This window comes from Curtobacterium sp. MCBD17_032 (assembly GCF_003234855.1).
Taxonomy (GTDB): domain Bacteria; phylum Actinomycetota; class Actinomycetes; order Actinomycetales; family Microbacteriaceae; genus Curtobacterium.
In genome coordinates, this window is record NZ_QKTO01000007.1 from 39,826 (window position 1) to 59,775 (window position 19,950).

Here is a 19,950-nt window from a genome sequence, read left to right on the forward strand (position 1 = left end):
TCGTCGGGAGGGCCGACCGTGCGCGAGGCGGACATGGTGCTCGTTGTGGGGGTACCACGGCTCGGTGCGCCTGTGGTGGGGTGCTGTCATGCCCAGCGCCTCCATGGACTCCGCACAGCACGACGACGTCTTCACCCGTACCAGGATCGTCGATGCGATGATCCACGTGCTCCACCAACTCCCCCTGCACGAGGTCACCCCCGCCCTCGTCGCCGCCCAGGCGGACATGAGTGTCGAGGCGATGACCGCCTCGTTCCCGAGCTGGGACGGCCTACTGCTCGCGAGCATCGACCGGTGGAACGACCAGCGCACGACGCCGCTGATGCCGATCGCCGCCGAGCAGGGCACGATCCGGTTCCTCCGCGCCATCGTGATGAAGAACATCGAGAACCCTTCGCTCATGCGGTTCCTCACCGCCACGCTGAACATCGCCGCAGCGCCGAACCACCCCCTCGCACCGATGCTGCACAGCCGGTGGCGCCGGTTCCAGGGCTTCGTGCAGCAGTCCCTGGCGCAGGACATCGCCGTCGGTCGTGAACCGCACACGATGGAGCCGGCTCGCGGCGCCGAGCAGCTGATCGCCACGTACGAGGGCCTGCAGCTGCAGTCGATGGTCCGCCCGGAGATGGACCTGCTCGAGTCGTTCGACCGCGCCGTGACGCGGCTCCGCGAGGGGTGGTCGCGTGCCTACGTGCCGCCGGTGTGGGACCTCACCCGCGCGGGCTGATCCCGGGGTACAAGTCACCCCCAGGTGATCCTTGGTCGCCGCACTGTCCACATCAGTCGCTCGCTCAGCCGTCTGTTGGATTCGCCCCGATATGGTCGTTCGTGGTTCCGCTCACCGCGGGACACCAGCACCGAACGAACCACACCGAACGGGGTACACCGTGATCGAGCCCATCGACGCCACGCAGACCAGCTCCACCGGTGACGCGCGCCGCCTCGTGGAGCTCGCCGCCGCCACCGGGACGAGCATGAGCGACGAGCTCCTGTTGGACACCCTGCGCCGGAACGCGAAGGTCACCATCCGGCACATCCGCACCGACTTCGCCGAGGTCGCCACCGGTACGACCGTGCTCGGCTACGTCTGCCGACAGCGCAAGGACTTCCTCGCGCTGCGCGGGGACGATCCGGCGTGGGCGCAGGAGATCGGCCGCTACCCGAGCGAGTCGCTCGCGGTCGAGGCGCTCCGGATGCGCCGGGCCTGACCCGGAGGGCGGGCGCGGACACCCGCCCGGGACCAGACTCCCCGCGAACCAGACTCCCCGCGGTCAGGACCCGCCGCGGTCAGGACCAGACGCGCCGGATCCCCCACGAGCCGGTCCAGGTCTCGTCCGCCTCGAGCCAGCGCAGACCCTCTCCGGAGTTCAGCGCGTCCGCCGGCGCCGTCATCGGCTCGACGGCAACCGCGAGCCCCTTCCCGTCGCCACGGGGGAACTCGCGGGAGGTGAACACCTGCACGTACGGGAACGACTCGTCCTGCCAGAGCTCGACGCCGTCACCCTCGGGCCCGTGCAGCGACGTCCGCCGGATGCCGTCCGCACCGGGCACCACGTCGGTGTACGCGGTGTCCAGGTCGGCGTCCCCGGCACGGAGGCCCTGCCGCAGGTCCAGGTCCGTCCCCTCGACCGGACGGGTGCCGTTCGGGATCTTCCGCTCGTCGACCGTGAAGGCGGTGGCCGCGTCGAGGCGGATGACCAGGTCCTCTGCAGGGGTGTCCCCGGCTCGGAGGTACGGGTGCGACCCGACCGCGAACGGCGCCGGGCGGCCCGACCGGTTCGTGATCGTGTGGGTGATCCGGATGCCGTCCTCCACGAGCTCGTGGTGCACACGCGTCTCGAGGGTGAACGGCCAGCCGTGCTGCGGGTGGATCGTCGCCTGCTGCTCGATCGACGACTCGGTCTGCCCGACCACGCGGTACGGCGCGAACCGGAGCAACCCGTGCGACGCGTTGCCGAACTTCGGCTCCGAGATGTCGAGCTGCTGCGCCGCCCCGTCGAGCTGCCACACCCCACCGGCCACCCGGTTCGGCCACGGGACGAGCACGATGCCGTTCGCGCCGGCCGGCGCCTCGCTCGCGGGGAAGGGCTCGGTGAGGTTGAACCCGGCGACCCGCAGCTCGCGGATGCCGGCGGCGACCTCGGTGACGACGGCCTCGACGACTCCGTCAGGTCCCGCGTGCCGCAGGTGGTACTGGCCGCCGGTGGGTGCCGCTGTGCTCATGGGTGCTGCTTCCTCTCCGCTGTGCGGGTCGTCCCCGCTGGTCCGTCCGCGACCACCACGTGGACGCCGGCCGCCCGGATCGGGTCGACCGCGTCCGCACTGGCGCCCGCGGTGACGACGACGTCGACGTCCTCCAGCGTGCTCACCACGCCGATGTCGGCCCGGCCGAACTTCGACCCGTCCGCGACCACGACGGTACGCCTGCCCGCGGCGGCGAGGACCCGCTTCGCCTCGGTCTCGGGCAGGTTCACGTTCGTCAACCCGTGCTCGACGTCCAGCCCGGTGCCGCCGAGGAACACCAGGTCGGCGGACAGCATCGGCAGCACGGTGGCGTTGAAGGGCGCGACGAGCGAGTGCTGCAACGGCCGGAGCGTGCCACCGGTGACGACGACGGTGAAGCGCGGCACCGCCCGTTCGAGCGCGAGGGCGGTGGTGAGCGAGTTCGTCACGACGGTCAGGTCGACGAGGTCCTCGCGTGCGACGAGCGCCTCGGCGACGGCCGCCGGGGTCGTCCCGACGTCGAGGACGATGCACTGCCCCGACCGCACGAGGTCCGCCGCGGCACGTCCGATCGCGGCCTTCGCGGTGCTGTTCTCGACGGCCGTGACCTCGAGCGGACGCTCGCGTGAGCCGGCTCCGAGGCGGACGGCACCGCCGTGCACCCGGCGGATCCGGGCCTCCCGGTCGAGGGCGGCGAGGTCCTGTCGGACCGTCACCTCACTGGTCCCGACGGCCGCGGCCAGGTCGGCGGTCCGGACCATGCCGCGGGCGCCGTCGAGGATCGCGACGATGCGGTCCTGGCGCAGCAGCGCCGGCAGGACGGGAGGCTCGTCAGTCGTCACGGGACGAGTTTCGTCTGCTTCCACTTGCTTTCGCAAGCCTTCGAGCCGGAGTACAGTGAGGTCGTGATCACGAAACGTGCGACGACGCTCGCGGACGGCCGCGACCTCTTCTACTTCGACGATGCCGACTCGACGCTCCCCGCCGAGCGGAGCATCGACGAGCGGGTCCTCGATCCCCGGCCGGAGACCGCGCGGATGCGGCAGGACGTGCTGACCGGCGAGTGGGTGTCCATCGCCGCGAGTCGCCAGAACCGGGTGTTCCTGCCCCCGGCCGACCAGGACCCGCTCGCGCCGCAGACCGCCGCGAACCCGTCGGAGATCCCGAGCCGCTACGACGTCGCCGTGTTCGAGAACCGCTCCCCGTCGTTCGGGCCGGTGCTCGAGGCGGACGACGCCCCGTCATCGCTCGATTCCCTGTCCGAGGTGGGGCTGAACCGGGAGCTCCGGAGCGTCGGCCGCTGCGAGGTCGTGTGCTTCTCCCCCGAGACGAGCGGTTCCTTCGCGTCCATCTCCGAGTCCCGGGCCCGTACGGTCGTCGAGGCCTGGGCGGACCGCACCGCCGCGCTCTCCGCGATGCCCGGCATCCACCAGGTGTTCCCGTTCGAGAACCGCGGCGAGGCGATCGGCGTCACGCTGCACCACCCGCACGGGCAGATCTACGCGTACCCGTACGTCACCCCCCGCACCCAGCGACTGCTGGCGTCGATCGAGCGGTTCGGACCGGACCTGTTCGAGCAGCACCTGGCGAACGAGCGCGGGTCGGAACGGGTCGTCCTCGCTGGTGAGCACTTCACCGCCTTCGTGCCGTTCGCCGCGCGCTGGCCGATCGAGATCCACATGCTCCCGCACCGCCACGTGCCGGACTTCGCCGGGCTCACCGAGCCCGAGAAGGACGAACTCGCGCACATGCACCTGCGACTCACCCGGGGCCTCGACGCGCTCTACGGGGACCCGACGCCGTACATCGCCGCGTGGCACCAGGCCCCGGTGCACATCGCCCGGGACACCGTGCGCCTCATGCTGCAGATCACCTCGCCGCGTCGGGCGGCGGACAAGTTGAAGTTCCTGGCAGGCAGCGAAGCCGCCATGGGCGCCTGGATCGGGGACCTGGTGCCCGAGAAGGCGGCCGAGTTCATCCGAGGAGGGATCGAACGCGCATGACGTTCCAGCAGGTGTTCGGGTACGAGCCAGCGGTGCGGTACTCCGCCCCGGGCCGCGTGAACCTGATCGGTGAGCACACCGACTACAACGACGGGTACGTCCTGCCCTTCGCGATCGACCGGCGCACGGTGGCCTCGATCGGGCAGCGGGACGACCGTCTGATCCGGGTCGCCTCGGCGTTCGAGCCCGGTGCGGTGCACGAGCTCTCGCTCGACGACCTCGATCCGTCCCGGATGGACGGTTGGTCGGCGTATGTCTTCGGCATCGCCTGGGCGCTCCGGGAGCAGGCCGACGCCTCGCTCGACAGTCGGACCGGGTTCGACGTCTTCATCGACTCCGACGTGCCGGTCGGTGCGGGTCTGTCGTCGAGTGCGGCGATCGAGTGCGGCGTGGCCCTCGCGTTCAACGACCTGTGGGAGCTCGGCCTCGACCGCAAGACCCTGGCCCGCGTGGGCCAGTACTCCGAGAACCACGCCGTCGGCGCACCGACCGGCATCATGGACCAGTCCGCGTCGCTCCTCGGCGAGCAGGACGCCGTCGTGTTCCTCGACTGCCGCACGCTCGACACCGCGGTGGTGGACCTGGCGCTCGAGGCGAACGGCCTCGAGGTCCTCGTCATCGACACCCGCGTCGAGCACGCTCACGCCACCGGCGGCTACAAGGCCCGTCGGGACTCGTGCGAGAAGGGCGCGCAGGTGCTCGGTGTCCCGGCCCTGCGCGACGTTGCGGTCGAGGACCTGCCGCGCGCGCAGGAGCTGCTCGACGACGAGACCTTCCGCCGCGTCCGCCACATCGTCACCGAGGACCAGCGCGTCCTCGACACCGTCCGCACGCTCCGCGAGCAGGGTCCGCGCGCGATCGGCGAGCTGCTCGTCGCCTCGCACGCGTCCATGCGTGACGACTTCGAGATCTCGGTGCCGGAGCTCGACCTGGCGGTCGAGACCGCGATGGCGCACGGAGCCGTCGGTGCCCGCATGACCGGTGGCGGCTTCGGCGGTGCGGCGATCGCGCTCGTCGACCGGGAGGCCCGTGGCACCATCACGGATGCCGTCACGTCCGCCTTCGCGTCGGCCGGGTACCGCGAGCCGACGGTCTTCACCGTCCACGCGGCGCAGGGCGCACGGCGCGACTGACGCGCGGCGCGGTGCCGGCCGGACCCGCGCAACGCGGCGCGGTGCCGGCTGGACCCGCGCAGCGGCGCGGTGCCGGCTGGACCCGCACAACGGAAACCGGCTCGCGCCACGGACTCCCGTGGTGCGAGCCGGTTTCTGTTGTGCGGTGCCGGTCTGCGCCGGGTGCCGGCCAGCGGCCGGCGGCCGCCGCCGGCCAGCGGCCGGCGGCCGCCGCCGGCCGGCGGCCGGCCGGCCGGCCTACTTCAGGTGGCGCTCGGCGGCCTCGACGACGTTCTTCATGAGCATCGCGCGGGTCATCGGGCCGACGCCGCCCGGCGTCGGCGACAGGAAGCCGGCGACCGACGCCACCGCGGGATCGACATCGCCGCGGAGCTTCGCCTTGCCGGTCGACTCGTCGACGATCCGGCTGATGCCCACGTCGATGACGGCCGCACCGGGCTTGACCCAGTCCGGCTGCACGAGCCCGGCCACCCCGGCCGCGGCGACGATGATGTCGGCACGACGGCACTCGGCAGCGACGTCCTCGGTGAGGGAGTGCGTCAGCGTCGCGGTTGCCTCGAGCCGGGTCAGCAGCAGGCCGAGCGGACGACCGACCGTCAGGCCCTGGCCGATGATCGTGACGTGCTTGCCCCGGATCGGGACGCCGTACGCCTCGAGCATCGCGACGATCCCCCGCGGGGTGCACGGCAGCGGGGCGTCGATCGTACCGGCACCACCGGGGACGGCGAGCACGAGCTCACCGAGGTTCGTCGGGTGCAGGCCGTCGGCGTCCTTCGCCGGGTTCATCAGCTCGAGCATCGGGATCGGGTCGATGCCCTGCGGCAGCGGGAGCTGCACGATGAACGCGGTGACCCGGGGGTCGTCGTTCATCTGCAGGATGGCCCCGCGGATGTCCGCTGCACTGGCCGTCTCCGGCAGGTCGATGCGGACCGAGTCGAGCCCGATCTGCGCCGAGTCCTTGTGCTTGCCGGCGACGTACGACACGGAGCCCGGGTTCTGGCCGACCATGATCGTGCCGAGACCGGGCCGGAAGCCGTGGTCGTGCAGCCGGTCGATGCGGACCTTCAGGTCGTCGAGCGTGCGGGCGGCGAGGGCGGTGCCGTCGATGCGGACGGCACTGCCCTCCCCCGCCCAGAGCGCTCGCGGCAGGTCGGCCACGGCGGCGCTCACGCGTAGAGCGGGAACGCGTCGGTCAGGGCCTTGACCCGGGCCGAGAGCGCCTCGATGTCCGGCTCCGGCATGAGGGTCAGCGCGATGATGTCGGCCACCTCGGTGAACTCGGCGTCGCCGAAGCCACGGGTCGCGAGCGCCGAGGTGCCGATGCGGACACCCGAGGTGACCATCGGCGGGCGCGGGTCGAACGGCACCGAGTTGCGGTTCACGGTGATGCCGACCTCGTGCAGCAGGTCCTCGGCCTGCTTGCCGTCCACCTCGGACTCGCGCAGGTCGACGAGCACCAGGTGCACGTCGGTGCCACCGGTGAGGACGTCGATGCCCGCGGCCTTGGCGTCGTCCTGTGTCAGACGCTCAGCGAGTGCCTTCGCGCCGCGGAGCGTGCGCTCCTGGCGGTCCTTGAACTCCGGCGTCGCGGCGAGCAGGAACGCGGTGGCCTTGGCGGCGATCACGTGCATGAGCGGACCGCCCTGCTGGCCCGGGAACACCGCGGAGTTCAGCTTCTTGAAGAGCGACTCCTCGTTGGACAGGATGATGCCCGAGCGGGGGCCGGCGAGCGTCTTGTGCACCGTCGACGACACGACGTGGGCGTGCGGCAGCGGCGACGGGTGCAGGCCCGCGGCGACGAGACCGGCGAAGTGCGCCATGTCCACCCAGAGCGTCGCGCCGACCTCGTCCGCGATCTCGCGGAACTTCGCGAAGTCGAGCTGACGCGGGTACGCCGACCAGCCGGCGATGAGGACCTTCGGCTGGTGCTCGATCGCCTTCGCGCGGATGTCGTCGTAGTCGACCTCGAACGTCTCCGGGTCGACGCCGTAGGACACCGCGTTGTAGATGCGGCCGGAGAAGTTGAGCTTCATGCCGTGGGTCAGGTGACCGCCGTGGGCGAGCTCGAGGCCGAGGATCGTGTCCCCGGCGGAGGCGATGGCGTGCAGGACCGCGGCGTTCGCGCTGGCGCCGGAGTGCGGCTGGACGTTCGCGTACGCGGCACCGAAGAGGGCCTTCGCGCGGTCGATGGCGAGCTGCTCGGCGACGTCGACGAACTCGCAGCCGCCGTAGTAGCGCTTGCCGGGGTAGCCCTCGGCGTACTTGTTCGTCAGGACGGAGCCCTGCGACTCGAGGACGGCGCGCGGGACGAAGTTCTCGGACGCGATCATCTCGAGGGTGTCGCGCTGGCGACCGAGCTCGTTCTGCAGGACCGCGGCGATCTCGGGGTCGACCTCGGCGAGGGAGGCGTTGAAGCTGGACGGCGTGGAACTCGCGGACTGCGTGGACGCAGCGGGCAGATCGGTGATGGACACGGGACTCCTCGTTGTCTGATCGCCGCGCGGACGCGACGAGGTGGACGGGTGGGCGCTGCCCAGGCGTACGGCTGCGCTCCGTGTCAGGTGTCGCTCCCCGATGGTGACCCATCCAACGCCAGTCGCGACCGTTCGATCGTACCGAGGCCGCAGGTTCGTGTCACCCTTGTCCCATGACCATGCTGAGTCCGGACGTCGACGAGCGCACCTCGGTGCGGGCCGACGTCCCGTGGACCACGGTGGTGTGGGACGACCCGGTGAACCTGATGTCGTACGTCACCTACGTCTTCGAGTCGTACTTCGGGTTCCCGCGGGCGAAGGCCGAGCGCCTCATGCACCAGGTCGACTCGGACGGTCGGGCGGTCGTCGCGACCGGGCACCGCGAGGAGATGGAGCGCCACGTGGAGGCCATGCACGGGTACGGCCTGCAGGCGACCGTCGACCGGGCTCCCGCCGCGTGATCCCCTTCGTCCGTCGAGCCGACGGGGTGCACCTCGGTCTCGCCGCCGGCGAGCGCGCCGTGTTGACGTCCCTCGTGGAGCAGTTGCGCCAGGTCCTCGACCACGACCTGACGACGGACCCGGTGGCGACGCGGATGTTCCCGGACGCCTACCCGGGGGACGACGAGGCCAGCGCCGAGTTCCGCCGGTACACGCAGGACGACCTGCGCACCGCCAAGTCCGCGAACGCGACCGTCGTGCACGAATGGTTGACGGGCACGCGGGACGGAGCGCTCACCCGCGCCGACGAGCAGGCCTGGCTCCGGTCCCTCACCGACCTGCGGCTCACCATCGCGGACCGCCTGGGCATCGTGGACCGGGACACCGCCGACAACGGCCTCGACGGGGACGACGGCAGCATCGGCCTGCGGGACGTCTACGACTGGCTCGGGTACGTGCAGGAGCACCTGGTCGTCACGATCTCGTCCCGCTGACGGACGGGAGGCACGGGGCTCCGCCGCCACGTGCCTCCCGTCCGGTCGCGCGGACGCGCACACGCCCCCGGTACCCTGATCCGGTGACGACCCCGACGCCCGAGACCCCCACGCACTGGACCCTGACGCTGGTCTGCGACGACCAGCCCGGCATCGTACACGCCGTCTCCGGAGCGGTCGTCGCGGCCGAGGGGAACATCACCGAGTCCCAGCAGTTCTCCAGCGCCGACACGGACACCTTCTTCATGCGCCTGCAGGTGATGGCACCGGTGGACCGCCAGACGTTCCAGGAGGCCCTGGCCCCCGTCGTCGAGCGGTACCGCATGCGCGTCCAGCTCGACGTCGTCGGCCGGCCGATGCGCACGCTCGTCCTGGTGTCGAAGGCCGGACACTGTCTCAACGACCTGCTGTACCGGCAGCGCGGCGGGCAGCTGCCGATCGACGTGCCGCTCGTGCTGTCGAACCACACCGATCTCGCCGAGTTGGCGTCGTTCTACTCGGTGCCGTTCGAACACCGGCCCGTCACCGACGCCGGGTCGAAGGCCGCGATGGAGCGCCGGGTCCTCGAGGCGGTCGAGGAGCACGACATCGAACTCGTCGTCCTCGCCCGGTACATGCAGATCCTCTCCCCCGAGCTGTGTGCGGCCCTCGCCGGCCGTGCGGTGAACATCCACCACTCGTTCCTGCCCGGCTTCAAGGGCGCGAACCCGTACCGGCAGGCGCACGCCCGCGGGGTGAAGCTCATCGGCGCGACGGCCCACTTCGTCACGAGCGACCTCGACGAGGGCCCGATCATCGAGCAGAACGTCGTGCGGGTCGACCACACCAAGGAGCCCGCCGAGCTCGTGTCCATCGGGCAGGACGAGGAGTCCCGCACCCTGACCCAGGCCGTCCGCTGGATCGCCGAGGACCGCGTGCTCCTCGACGGTGCCCGCACGATCATCTTCAAGTAGGTCCGCCGATGCGTGACGCTCCCCGCAGCCCGGTCGATCCCGGCGACGACCTCGCTCCGGCGTCGACCCCCGCTCCGCGTCGTCCCGTCGACGCCTGGACGGTCGTCCGCGTCCTGGTGTGCGCGTTCGGTCTGCTGTCCCTGGCGTACTGGGGCTACCTGTCCTGGCCGTACCCGTTCCCGGCGGTGTTCTTCATCGTCGGCGCCCCGCTGTTCGCTGCCGTCGTCTGGTACCTCTTCCGGTCACCGCGCTCCCCCATCGAGACCGACGTGGTCGGCAAGACCGTCGTCGAGACCGCCCTGGTCGTCGCCGCCGGCGCGACGTGGATCTCGCTCGGCCACCCCGTGGTCGGGCTGGTGTTCGTCGTGGTGGCGGCGGTCAGCGGCGTGGTCGCGTTCCGGCGGGAGACCGTATGACCGGCACGGGCTTCCAGGGCCGGGAGGCGCGGACCACCCTGGTGCGCGCCGACCGCCTGGTCGACGTGGCCGGGTCCGTCGACGACGGGTGGGTGCTCGTGGGAGGTGACACGGTCCTCCAGGTCGGGTCCGGAGCCGCACCAGCGGCGGACGAGGTGGTCGACCTCGGGGACGCGGTCCTGACGCCGGGCTTAGTCGACCTGCACGGCCACGGCGGCGGGACCGAGGCGTACGAGGACGCGTCGTTCGCCCGGGCCCTGGCGGTGCACCGCGCGCACGGCACCACCCGGTCCGTCCTGTCGCTCGTCGCGAACCCCGTCCCCGCGCTCGTCGCCTCGCTGGCGCAGGTGCGGGCCGTCATGGCGACGGACCCGCTCGTGCTCGGCGTCCACCTGGAAGGGCCGTTCCTCTCCCCGCGCAACAAGGGCGCCCACAACGAGGACCACCTCCTCACGCCGACCCCGGCGGACGTCGACACCCTGCTCGAAGCCGGTGCGGGTGTCCTCCGGCAGGTCACCATCGCACCCGAGCTGCCGGGAGCGATCGACGCCGTCCGCCGCTTCGTCGCCGCCGGCGTCACGGTGGCGGTCGGGCACACCGTGGCGACCGTCGACCAGGCGCGTGCCGCGTTCGACGCCGGGGCGACCGTCCTGACGCACGCCTTCAACGCGATGCCCGGGCTGCACCACCGTGCGCCGGGGCCGATCGGGGCGGCGGTGTCGGACGACCGGGTCACGCTCGAGCTGATCCTGGACGCGGTCCACGTGCACCCCCTCGTCGCCGAGACGCTGTTCCGCGCCGCCCCGGGTCGGGTCGCGCTGATCACCGACGCGATGGGTGCGGCGGGAGCGGCTGACGGTGACTACCGCCTCGGGTCCCTCGACGTCACCGTGACGGACGGGGTCGCGCGCGTCGCCGGGACGGAGACCATCGCGGGGTCGACCCTGACGCAGGACGTGGCACTCCGGAACGCCGTGACCCTCGCCGGGCGGACGCTGCCCGAGGCCGTGACGGCGCTCACGAGCATCCCGGCGGCGGCGCTCGGGCTCGGGGACCGGCTCGGTCGCCTCGCTCCGGGCTACGCGGCGGACCTCGTCGCGATGTCGCCGGCGATCGAGGTGCAGCGGGTGTGGGGCGGCGGGCGCGAGCTGCGCTGACGGGTCCCCGTCCCGTCGGCGGCGGTCTGTGACGCTCCGTGACGAGCGTCGGGACCGGCCCTGGCCCTGCTGCATAGGCTCCCTGCACCGGCGGACCCGTCGCCGCGACCCCGAGGAGCCCCGATGTCCGCGCAGACCATCGCCGAGCAGGTCGACACGTTCAACGCGGGCTTCACGGCCCAGATCGGTCCCGAGTTGAGCGCGGTCTTCGACCGGGAGCAGGCCGACCTCCGCGCAGCGGGCGTGCCGAGCGCTGTCGCCGGCGTGGGCGGCACCGTCCCCGACGCGGCGCTGCTGACGGCGGCCGGGGCCGACACGTCACTGGCCGCCGAGATCGACGGCACGCCCGCCGTCGTGGTGTTCTACCGCGGCGCCTGGTGCCCGTACTGCAACCTGACGCTCCGCACCTACCAGCAGGACCTGCTGCCGGAACTCACCGCGCGCGGGGTCCGGCTCGTCGCGATCTCGCCGCAGACGCCCGAGGGCTCCGAGCAGGCGATCGCGAACGGCGAGCTGGCCTTCCCCCCCTGTCCGACCCGGCGAACGCCCTGGCCGCCCAGCTGGGCATCGTCACGGAACCGGACGGGCCCGCACGGGAGGCCCACACGCAGCTCGGCTTCGACGTCGCCGACAGCAACGCCGACCACACGGCGCAGATCCCGTTCCCGTCGGTGTTCGTGGTCGACCGCGACCGGGTCATCCGGTTCGCCGACGTGCACGTCGACTACACGACGCGCACCGAGGTGGCGACGATCGTCGAAGCCGTCCCCCGCGTCGCCGGGTAGCGGCTCGCCGGGTAGCGGCCCGCCCGGCATCGGGCGCTCGGTCATCGGGCCGATCGTAGAGTGCAGCCATGGACCACTCCGACGTCGTGGACGCCCTCGGCATCTGGACGCCCGACACCACGAAGGACCGGGACCCGACCTGGCGGGACGCGCTCGCTGGGTGGGTCGGCCCGAGCCTCGACCTCGTCGGCGACGCCGCATGGGGCGCGATGGTGCGGGACGCCGTCGGGCTGCCCGTCGAGGATCCGCTCGCCTGGGCCAACCGGTGGATCGAGCTGCCGGGCGGTGGGTGGGCCGTCACCGGCATCCGGTTCCGCGGGCGGGACGTCGAGAAGCCCTTCGTCGACGTCATCGCGACGACGGCGACCCCGGATGCGGCGGGCATCGACGACCTCGCCGTCCTCCTGGACCACTACGCCCTGTTCGCGCCCCGGTGCCTCCGAGTACACCTGCCGGGTGACGTCTCGGCGCACGGTGCCTCTGCGGTCACCCCGCGCGGCGCCGCCCTGCGGCCAGATCTGCTGGTCGTCGCCGGCGGGGTCCACGAGGTCACCGCGCAGCCACCGACCCGTCGGTACGAGGACGTGACGCTGGTCAGCACGAGCGCCGAGGACGCCGCCGGAGTGGTGGCCTCGATCTACCGGGAGCGCATCGCCGACCAGCCGCGCTCCGCCGACTGGGCGACACCGTCCGACGCGGAGTCCCTCACGGAGGCGGACGAGCAGGGCCTCCTGTTCGAGGTCGTCGTGGCTGGCACGGTGGCCGGGGTGGTCGCAGCGGAGCGGGACGACGCCTACGGGCTGGCCGGGTTCAGCGTGCAGGAGATCGTGCTCGACGCCGGCCACCGCGGGCAGGGCCTCGGGACGGCGACCGGCCAGCACCTGGCCCGTGCGCTCCCCGCCGGCCCGACCGACGTCCTCTGGGGCCACATCCACCCCGGCAACCGCGCGTCGCTGGCCAACGCGCGGTCGCTGGGTCGGCGGGTGGTGTCCTCGCTCGTCTGGGTCACGCCGCCCGGTGCGAGCGGCATGCCCGAACGCTGAACGGGCGGCCAGTAAGCGTCACAACCAGCTCGCGACGCCTCCGTGCGAGGAACAGGTCCCGCGGCGCGACTGGCTGAAGCTGTACGTCCCGTCGACGCAATGCGCGGTCGCCCCGCTCGGTGCACTGGTCGAGACCTCCGGTCGACACACGGACTCTCCCGCGCTGTTGACGTAGCTGCCATTGGTGCAGGCCGCCATCGGAGGTGCCGGCGCCGGCGGAGCGACGTACGTCCCGACTGTGGTCACCTGCGCGATCGGCGGCGTCGTGATGACCGTGCTGGTGAGGGTCCGACCGGTCTCGACACCGTCGGTGTACGTGACGGTGAACGTCTTCGTCTCGATGCCATCGACACCGGCGGTCGTGACCGAGGACGTGCCCTTCGCTGCGGTTGCGCTCTCGACGGTGGTCGTGCTGAACGGAACCGCTGCCGTTTCGGTGACTCGCTTCGTGGTGACGACCGGCTTCGCGGTCCGGGTCGGCGTCGGCTTGGGTGTGGTCGTCTGGGTCGGCGTAGCGACGGGGCGGGTATGCGTGGGAGCCGCTGTCACTGCCGCGGTCGGTTGCGCCGGCGTTGGTGGGGTTGGGTGCGTCGCGCCGAACGCCGACGTCGACCCGATCAGGACGACGAAGGCGACGCCGACGCCGAGTGCCCCCGCCGAACGCTTCCGCGGCAGTCGGAGCCAGGTGGTCCGGCGGAAGAGGGCCCCGTAGACCGCGGTGATGAGGATGATGAGCGCGACCATCATCAGCATCGACCAGACGCCACCCGAGGCGAGACCGAGCAGCGCCAGGAGGAGAGTACTGGCGCCACCGATCCACGTCGACACCGGGACGCTCCGCCGTCGCGTCGATTGCGATTGCGGCCCTCGGGTGGAACGGTTGCTCATGGCACTCCTCGAAGATGAGAACTGCGCAAGTATGGGGGCTACGCAGACGAGCTCCTGAGCCCCACTTCGGGGGGAATCAGGATCTGCGCAACCGCTGGGTTACCACTCGTGCCATTGAGGCAGCCTCACCGGTCGCGCGGCCGGTCGCGCTCAGCGGTCGCCCACGTCGTGTCGGCGGTGTCACCCACGCGGAGCGACAGCGTGCCGCCCCGGTTGACGAACGAGGCCGGCACCCACGACTTCGTGAGGGTCTTCCCGTCGAGCCGCGCACCCTGTACGTACTGGTCCGTGCCCGAGGACCGGATCACGATCCGCTCCCCGCTCGACCGCCGGATGTCGACCGTGCTGAACGTCGGGCTGCCGACGAGCATCTCGGCTCGGCCGGGCGTCTGCGGGAACAGACCGATCGAGGCGAAGACGTACCAGGCGCTCATCGTGCCGAGGTCGTCGTTGCCCGGCAGTCCGCTCGGTCCGGTGCGGTAGGCGTCGTCGACGACCCGGCGCACGGTCTCCTGCGTCTTCCACGGCTGGCCGAGCGCGTTGTACATCCACGGCGTGTGAATGTCGGGCTCGTTCGTCGGGTCGAACCGCGTCGCGTCGCCGCCGGTCACGGCCCAGTTGCCCGCGGCGTCGTGGAAGAACGCGTCGAGCCGGGCGACCGCCTGCTCGTCACCGCCGAGCGCCGAGGACAGCCCGCTGACGTCCTGCGGTACGAGCCACGTGTACTGGGCACTCGTCCCCTGCGCGAAGCCGGTGCCGGTGGACGGCGACCACCCCGGCGTCCACGACCCGTCGGCCTGGCGTGCGGCCTGGTACCCGACGGCCGCGTTGAACGTGTTCTCCCAGTACTCGCCCCGGGCGGCGAACATCCGGGCGTCGGAGCGCAGCCCGAGCGACGACGCCCAGTACCCGAGGGCGCTGTCGGAGATCGAGTCCTCGAGCGTCTCGGCCGCGCCGCCCCAGCACGAGCAGTCGTCGTTCGCGGCGTAGTGCCGCTGCAGGTACTCGTCGAGCGCGGGCCGCTGCGCCAGGCACTGCCCCGGGCAGCCGATGTCGCTCTCGGCGTCGGCGTTCTCGACGGTCGCCTGCTTGCGGAGCGAGGCGTACGCGGCCCGCACGTCGAAGTTCCGGACGCCCATGGCGTACCAGGTGGCGAGGGTAGCGGCCGAGGGGTCGCCGGTCATCACGTGGGTCGGTGCGCCGAGGTGCAGCCACCGGTCCCACACGCCGCCGTTCTGCTCGGCGAACCGCAGCATCGACTGCGCCATGTCCCCGGCGACGTCCGGCCGCAGCAGCGCGAGCAGCTGGATCTGCGCCCGGTACTGGTCCCATCCGGAGTACGTGCCGTAGACGGCGCCGTGCCCGCGGTCCATGCGGTGCACCCGCATGTCGGGACCGAGGTACCGGCCGTCACGGTCGTTCAGCGTGTTCGGCTGCATGAGCGCGTGGTACACGGCGGTGTACAGCTGCGTGGTGCGGTCCGCGGTGCCGCCACCGACCCGGATGCGCGAGAGCTCGCGGTTCCAGGAGGCGCGGGTGTCGGCCGCCACGCTGGCGACGGTGGCGTGCTTCCGCACCTCGGCGTCGCGGTTCGCGACGGCGCCGGCGGCGCTGACGTACGAGATGCCGATCTTCGCGTGCACGGTGGCACCGCGACGCGCGTCGAACCCGACCCACGCGCCGGAGCCGCGTCCGGCTCGGTCGGCGCCGGTGAGGTACCCCTCCCCACCGGAGGCGCGCGTGCCTCCCGGCTGGACGGCACCGTCCTTCCAGGTGCCGGTGCTCGTGAACGGCTTGTCGAAGGTGGCCGTGAAGAACAGGCGGTAGTAGCTGCGGCGGTCGGGGTTCGTCGCGCCGCCGCCGTTCGCGCGGCGGCTGCAGAAGCCGCCGGTCAGGACGCTGCCGCTGACCGTGCGGGTGCGGGCGTCGACACGGGTGTCGGCGGCCTCGCTGCCGTTGATCGAGTTCGAGGTGCGGAAGAGCAGGTTCGCGTCCGTGCCGGCCGGGAAGGCGAACTCGCCGACGCCGGCGCGGGTGGTGACGGCGAGGTCGGTGCGGACGCCGTTGTCGAGCGTGACGCCGTAGCGGCCGGGGCTGGCGTGCTCCTGGTCATGCGAGTAGCCCGCTGCGTAGACGGTGTCGGTCGTGTCCGCGGAGGGCGAGGTCGTGACGGGCGTCGTCACCGGCATGATCGGCACGTCACCGGCAGCACCCGGAGCACAGCCGGCACCGTTCAGGTGCGTGAGGCTGAACCCGCGCAGCCGGTTGACGTCGTACGAGTAGCCGTTCGCGACCGGGGTGGAGGTCTGGTCGCCCTTCGTGCCGGTCGGGCTCCACTGCATCATGCCGAACGGTGCGGTGGCGCCGGGCCAGGTGTTGCCGTCGTGGCTGGTCCCGATGAACGGGTCGACCGACCCGGCCGGGTCGGTGACGGGACGGGAGGCCGCGCTGGCCCCCGCCCCGGACGCTGCGGTCCCCGGGGCGGCCGCGGCCGGCGCGACCACCACCCCGGTGCCGAGGAGCGCGGCGATCGTGGCCACCGCGGCGAGCGGGACCGGACGGAGGAGCGGGCGACGGTGCACGCGAGAACGAGTCACGTCTGCGACGCTAGCCCCCTCGGACGGGGGACGCCTCCGATGTCACCGGGCGGTCGGCGGTTGTTCATGCCGAGGCCGTCTCGAGACGTCCACGCTCGGGGCCGGTCGCCCTGGTCGCCGGACCGGCGTGCTGCGAGGATGACGACATGAGCGTCATGGTCTCCGTGTTCGATGCCCGCCGGACCCGCACGAGCGAGAAGTACACCGCGTTCGGGCCCGAGGTGCTGCCGATGTTCGTCGCCGAGATGGACTGTGCCCTCGCCGAACCCGTGCGGGATGCCCTGGTCCGAGCGGTCACCGACGGCGACACCGGGTACGTCGGGCACCACCGGGTCCTGCCCGAGGCCTTCGCGACGTTCGCCGCCGACCGGTGGGACTGGGCGGTGGACCCCGACCTCGTCCGCACCACCACGGACGTCTCGGTCGCCGCGGTCGAGGTCCTCCGCCGGGTGATCGAGCCCGGGGACCAGGTCGTGATCATGCCGCCGGTGTACGCGCCGTTCTGGGAGTACGTCAGCGAGGCCGGCGGGTCCGTCACCGAGGTACCGCTCCTCGCCCCCGAGGGCCCGGCCGACCCCTTCGACACGACGGCCGGTTGGCGGATGGACCTGGACGGCGTGCGGCAGGCCTTCGCGGACGGTGCCCGGACCGTGCTGCTCTGCAACCCGCACAACCCGCTCGGGCTCGTGCACGACCGGGAGTCCTTGGCGGCACTCGCCCGGCTCGCCGCGGAGTGGGACGCCGTGGTGGTGTCCGACGAGATCCACGCCCCGCTCGTGCACGCCGACGCCGTGTTCACGCCGTTCCTCGACTCCTGCCCGGAGGCCGCCGCCCTCGGGGTCGCCCTGACGAGCGCGAGCAAGGCGTTCAACCTCGCCGGCACGAAGTGCGCCCTCATGGTCGGTGCGTCGGACCGGGCTCGCGGGTGGTTCGACGGGTTGCCGGGCGAGGTCGTCGAGCGCACCGGGATCCTCGGCTACACCGCGAGCGTCGCCGGGTTCACGGAGGGCGGCCCGTGGCTGGCGTCCCTGCTCGCCGAACTCGCGGCGAACCGCCGGGTCCTCGCGGAGGAACTCGGCGCCGCGCTGCCCGGCGCGGGGTACCGGCAGCCGCGGGCCTCGTACCTGGCCTGGCTCGACCTGCGGGCCCTGCCGTGGGGCGACGACCCCGCGCCGCTCCTGGTCGACCGGGCGCAGGTGGCGCTGTCGAACGGGCGGGACTTCGGGCGGCAGGGCATCGGGCACGTCCGGCTCAACTTCGGCTGCTCGGAGGAGACCCTCCGCGAGGGGCTCGCGCGCCTGGCCGCCGCCCGCTGACCGGCGCCGCGCGAGACGCCCCCGTTAGTGCGAGACGCCCCGCGCTCGGCGGGACGCCGCCGAACTCGGCGGCGTCCCGGGCACGTGGCGGCGTCCCGCGGAGACGCCGGCGTCTCGCGCAGTCACCGCGGGCCGAGGACGGACCGCTACTCGAACCGCTGCCACTCCGGCTTGTTCGCGTACGTGTAGCGGTAGTAATCGGCGAGCTGCAGGCCCGCGGCCGCTTCCTCGTCCACGACGACCGTGGCGTGCTCGTGCAGCTGCAGCGCGGAGCCCGGGACGAAGGACGACAGCGGCCCCTCGACGGCCGCGGCGACCGCGTCCGCCTTCGCCGAGCCCTGGGCGACGAGGACGAGCTCCCGGGCCTCGAGGATGGTGCCGAGCCCCTGGGTCATGCAGTGCGTCGGCACCTGGTCGAGCGAGTCGAAGAACCGCGCGTTGGCCTCGCGGGTGCTCGGCGCGAGCGTCTTGATCCGGGTGCGGGACGCGAACGAGGACGTCGGCTCGTTGAACCCGATGTGCCCGTTCGCCCCGATGCCGAGGATCTGCACGTCGACACCGCCGGCAGCGCGGATCGCCGCGTCGTACTCCTTCGCGGCGAACGCCAGGTCCCCCGCGCGGCCGTCCGGCACCCGTACGCGCGAAGGGTCGAAGCCGAGCGGCTCGACGACATCGCGAGCGATGACGCTCGCGTACGACTCCGGGTGCTCGAGCGGGATGCCGACGTACTCGTCGAGGGCGAACCCGCGCGCCTGCGCGAACGACAGCTCGCCGGCCTCGACCCGGCGGCGCAGGTCGGCGTAGATGCCCTGCGGGCTCGACCCGGTGGCGAGTCCGACGACCGCTGCGGGCTTCGTGGTGACGACCGACGCGATCTTGGCCGCGGCGACGCGACCGACCTCCGCCGGGGTGGGCAGGATGATGATCTCCACGCCGTCAGCCTACTGGTCATGACCAGTTCTCGACAGGGCGCGGAGAGCGGCCGGTAGCGTGACGACATGCCCACCCCCGACTTCGTCCTGTCCCTGCGCGAGAAGGTCGGCAACGACCTGCTCTGGCTCACCGGCGTCACCGCCGTCGTCACCCGCGGGGAGGGCGACGACCGCGAGCTGCTCGTCGTCCGTCGGGCTGACACCGGCGCGCTCACCCCGGTCACCGGCATCGTCGACCCGGGCGAGGAACCCGCCGTCGCCGCCGAGCGCGAGGTCCTCGAGGAAGCCGACGTCGTCGCCGTCGCCGAACGCCTGGCCTGGGTGCAGACGCTCGAGCCGATGACCTACCCGAACGGCGACCGCGCCCAGTACATGGACCTCGTCTTCGCCTGCCGTTGGGTCTCCGGGGACCCGTACCCGGCCGACGGCGAGAACACGGAGGCGTTCTGGGCACCGGTCACGGGCCTCCCGGACATGCCGGCGAACATGCGCCGACGGGTCGAGGCAGCCCTCGCCGACGAGGTCGCGGCCCGCTTCGAGCGCTGACGGTCGGTGGCGGGACGCCACCCGCGCAGGTACCGTCGTGGTGATCCGCAGTGGTGCGTGACGCGCGCGCCGGAGACCGCGGCTGACGCCGCACCGCCCTGGAGGCCCGCATGCAGTTCACGACGACCGTCCGGCAGGCGCGCGTCGACGCGACCGGACTGCCCGTCCCCGCCGAGGTCGTCGAGGGACTCGGATCCGGGAAGCGCCCGGCCGTCGTCGTGACGATCGACGGTGGGTACACCTACCGGTCGACGATCGGTGTCATGGGTGGGGAGTTCCTCGTCCCGCTGTCCGCGGAGCACCGGACGGCTGCCGGGATCGCCGCCGGGGACAGCGTGACCGTGTCCCTCGAGGTCGACTCCCTGCCGCGGACGGTCACCGTGCCGGCCGACCTCGACGCGGCCCTCACCGCAGCGGGGGTCCGTGCGGCGTTCGACACCCTGTCGGGGTCACGACAGCGGGCGCTCGTCGAACCGGTCGAGCAGGCGAAGGCGCCGGAGACCCGCGCGCGGCGGATCGAGAGGGCGGTGGCGTCGCTCCGGGGGTGACC

General features: G+C 72.4%; 21 protein-coding genes, 1 pseudogene and 1 riboswitch. Of the genes and pseudogenes, 14 read left to right on the forward strand and 8 right to left on the reverse strand.

Annotated features, from left to right (window positions below; all coding sequences use genetic code 11):
• The first annotated feature begins 88 nt into the window (after window positions 1-88).
• A complete protein-coding gene (locus DEI91_RS10960) occupies window positions 89-727 on the forward strand; it encodes a TetR/AcrR family transcriptional regulator (protein WP_146244279.1) in 639 nt (212 codons plus the stop codon).
• A 160-nt stretch (window positions 728-887) separates the two neighbouring features.
• The gene (locus tag DEI91_RS10965; protein ID WP_111052338.1) at window positions 888-1,208 is read left to right on the forward strand and encodes a hypothetical protein; all 321 of its coding nucleotides are present in this window, start codon (window positions 888-890) and stop codon (window positions 1,206-1,208) included.
• A gap of 79 nt (window positions 1,209-1,287) precedes the next feature.
• On the opposite strand, the gene DEI91_RS10970 is transcribed toward DEI91_RS10965, so the two are convergent.
• Window positions 1,288-2,223 (reverse strand): aldose 1-epimerase family protein, encoded by a 936-nt coding sequence (locus DEI91_RS10970; RefSeq protein ID WP_111052339.1) that lies wholly within the window; start codon window positions 2,221-2,223, stop codon window positions 1,288-1,290.
• Entirely contained in the window at window positions 2,220-3,065 is an 846-nt protein-coding gene (locus DEI91_RS10975; protein WP_111052340.1) for a DeoR/GlpR family DNA-binding transcription regulator, read from the reverse strand. Before DEI91_RS10975 ends, DEI91_RS10970 begins: the two co-directional genes overlap by 4 nt.
• 63 nt (window positions 3,066-3,128) lie before the next feature.
• Here DEI91_RS10975 and galT point away from each other — a divergent pair, with 63 nt between their 5' ends.
• Window positions 3,129-4,226, forward strand: a complete 1,098-nt coding sequence (galT, locus tag DEI91_RS10980) for a galactose-1-phosphate uridylyltransferase (RefSeq protein WP_111052341.1) — start codon at window positions 3,129-3,131, stop codon at window positions 4,224-4,226.
• On the forward strand, window positions 4,223-5,359 hold the full coding sequence (galK, locus tag DEI91_RS10985; protein ID WP_111052342.1) for a galactokinase: 1,137 nt from the start codon (window positions 4,223-4,225) through the stop codon (window positions 5,357-5,359). Before galT ends, galK begins: the two co-directional genes overlap by 4 nt.
• A gap of 237 nt (window positions 5,360-5,596) precedes the next feature.
• On the opposite strand, the gene DEI91_RS10990 is transcribed toward galK, so the two are convergent.
• The gene (locus DEI91_RS10990; RefSeq protein WP_258374393.1) at window positions 5,597-6,529 is read right to left on the reverse strand and encodes a tetrahydrofolate dehydrogenase/cyclohydrolase catalytic domain-containing protein; all 933 of its coding nucleotides are present in this window, start codon (window positions 6,527-6,529) and stop codon (window positions 5,597-5,599) included.
• Complete coding sequence (glyA, locus tag DEI91_RS10995; RefSeq protein ID WP_309148054.1) at window positions 6,526-7,833, reverse strand: serine hydroxymethyltransferase; 1,308 nt, start codon at window positions 7,831-7,833, stop codon at window positions 6,526-6,528. Before glyA ends, DEI91_RS10990 begins: the two co-directional genes overlap by 4 nt.
• A 50-nt stretch (window positions 7,834-7,883) precedes the next feature.
• Window positions 7,884-7,969: riboswitch (ZMP/ZTP riboswitch) on the reverse strand.
• Between the two features lie 37 nt (window positions 7,970-8,006).
• Between glyA and clpS the strand changes: the two genes are divergently transcribed.
• The 6 genes and pseudogenes from clpS to DEI91_RS16710 form a co-directional block, all read left to right on the forward strand.
• The gene (gene clpS / locus DEI91_RS11000; protein WP_111052343.1) at window positions 8,007-8,294 is read left to right on the forward strand and encodes an ATP-dependent Clp protease adapter ClpS; all 288 of its coding nucleotides are present in this window, start codon (window positions 8,007-8,009) and stop codon (window positions 8,292-8,294) included.
• Window positions 8,291-8,767 (forward strand): DUF2017 domain-containing protein, encoded by a 477-nt coding sequence (locus DEI91_RS11005; RefSeq protein WP_111052344.1) that lies wholly within the window; start codon window positions 8,291-8,293, stop codon window positions 8,765-8,767. Before clpS ends, DEI91_RS11005 begins: the two co-directional genes overlap by 4 nt.
• An 83-nt stretch (window positions 8,768-8,850) precedes the next feature.
• Window positions 8,851-9,720 (forward strand): formyltetrahydrofolate deformylase, encoded by an 870-nt coding sequence (gene purU, locus DEI91_RS11010; protein WP_111052345.1) that lies wholly within the window; start codon window positions 8,851-8,853, stop codon window positions 9,718-9,720.
• 8 nt (window positions 9,721-9,728) lie between these two features.
• On the forward strand, window positions 9,729-10,136 hold the full coding sequence (locus DEI91_RS11015) for a YrdB family protein (protein ID WP_111052346.1): 408 nt from the start codon (window positions 9,729-9,731) through the stop codon (window positions 10,134-10,136).
• Window positions 10,133-11,293, forward strand: a complete 1,161-nt coding sequence (gene nagA / locus DEI91_RS11020; RefSeq protein ID WP_111052347.1) for an N-acetylglucosamine-6-phosphate deacetylase — start codon at window positions 10,133-10,135, stop codon at window positions 11,291-11,293. The genes DEI91_RS11015 and nagA overlap by 4 nt, the downstream gene beginning before the upstream one ends.
• A gap of 123 nt (window positions 11,294-11,416) precedes the next feature.
• Window positions 11,417-11,758: pseudogene (locus DEI91_RS16710) on the forward strand (redoxin domain-containing protein); the annotation flags it as partial.
• Here DEI91_RS16710 and DEI91_RS16715 read toward each other — a convergent pair.
• Entirely contained in the window at window positions 11,701-12,123 is a 423-nt protein-coding gene (locus tag DEI91_RS16715) for a hypothetical protein (RefSeq protein WP_258374394.1), read from the reverse strand. The pseudogene DEI91_RS16710 and the gene DEI91_RS16715 overlap by 58 nt on opposite strands.
• 23 nt (window positions 12,124-12,146) lie before the next feature.
• On the opposite strand from DEI91_RS16715, the gene DEI91_RS11030 reads away from it, so the two are divergent.
• A complete protein-coding gene (locus DEI91_RS11030) occupies window positions 12,147-13,121 on the forward strand; it encodes a hypothetical protein (protein WP_111052348.1) in 975 nt (324 codons plus the stop codon).
• An 18-nt stretch (window positions 13,122-13,139) separates the two neighbouring features.
• Here DEI91_RS11030 and DEI91_RS16460 read toward each other — a convergent pair whose 3' ends face one another.
• Complete coding sequence (locus DEI91_RS16460) at window positions 13,140-14,009, reverse strand: DUF3761 domain-containing protein (protein WP_220038079.1); 870 nt, start codon at window positions 14,007-14,009, stop codon at window positions 13,140-13,142.
• Window positions 14,010-14,134: 125 nt separating this feature from the next.
• Window positions 14,135-16,606 carry a GH92 family glycosyl hydrolase gene (locus DEI91_RS11040; protein WP_258374395.1) on the reverse strand — a complete coding sequence of 824 codons (2,472 nt, stop codon included), beginning with the start codon at window positions 16,604-16,606 and terminating at the stop codon, window positions 14,135-14,137.
• Window positions 16,607-16,752: 146 nt separating this feature from the next.
• On the opposite strand from DEI91_RS11040, the gene DEI91_RS11045 reads away from it, so the two are divergent.
• Window positions 16,753-17,922, forward strand: a complete 1,170-nt coding sequence (locus tag DEI91_RS11045) for a MalY/PatB family protein (protein WP_111052350.1) — start codon at window positions 16,753-16,755, stop codon at window positions 17,920-17,922.
• A 146-nt stretch (window positions 17,923-18,068) separates the two neighbouring features.
• Here the strand turns inward: DEI91_RS11045 and nagB are convergent, their stop codons facing one another.
• Window positions 18,069-18,854, reverse strand: a complete 786-nt coding sequence (nagB, locus tag DEI91_RS11050) for a glucosamine-6-phosphate deaminase (protein ID WP_111052351.1) — start codon at window positions 18,852-18,854, stop codon at window positions 18,069-18,071.
• Between the two features lie 66 nt (window positions 18,855-18,920).
• Between nagB and DEI91_RS11055 the strand changes: the two genes are divergently transcribed.
• Together DEI91_RS11055 and DEI91_RS11060 are read left to right on the forward strand one after the other, a co-directional pair.
• Window positions 18,921-19,400 (forward strand): NUDIX domain-containing protein, encoded by a 480-nt coding sequence (locus DEI91_RS11055; RefSeq protein WP_111052352.1) that lies wholly within the window; start codon window positions 18,921-18,923, stop codon window positions 19,398-19,400.
• 110 nt (window positions 19,401-19,510) lie between these two features.
• Entirely contained in the window at window positions 19,511-19,948 is a 438-nt protein-coding gene (locus DEI91_RS11060) for a YdeI/OmpD-associated family protein (RefSeq protein ID WP_111052353.1), read from the forward strand.
• Window positions 19,949-19,950 lie beyond the last annotated feature (2 nt).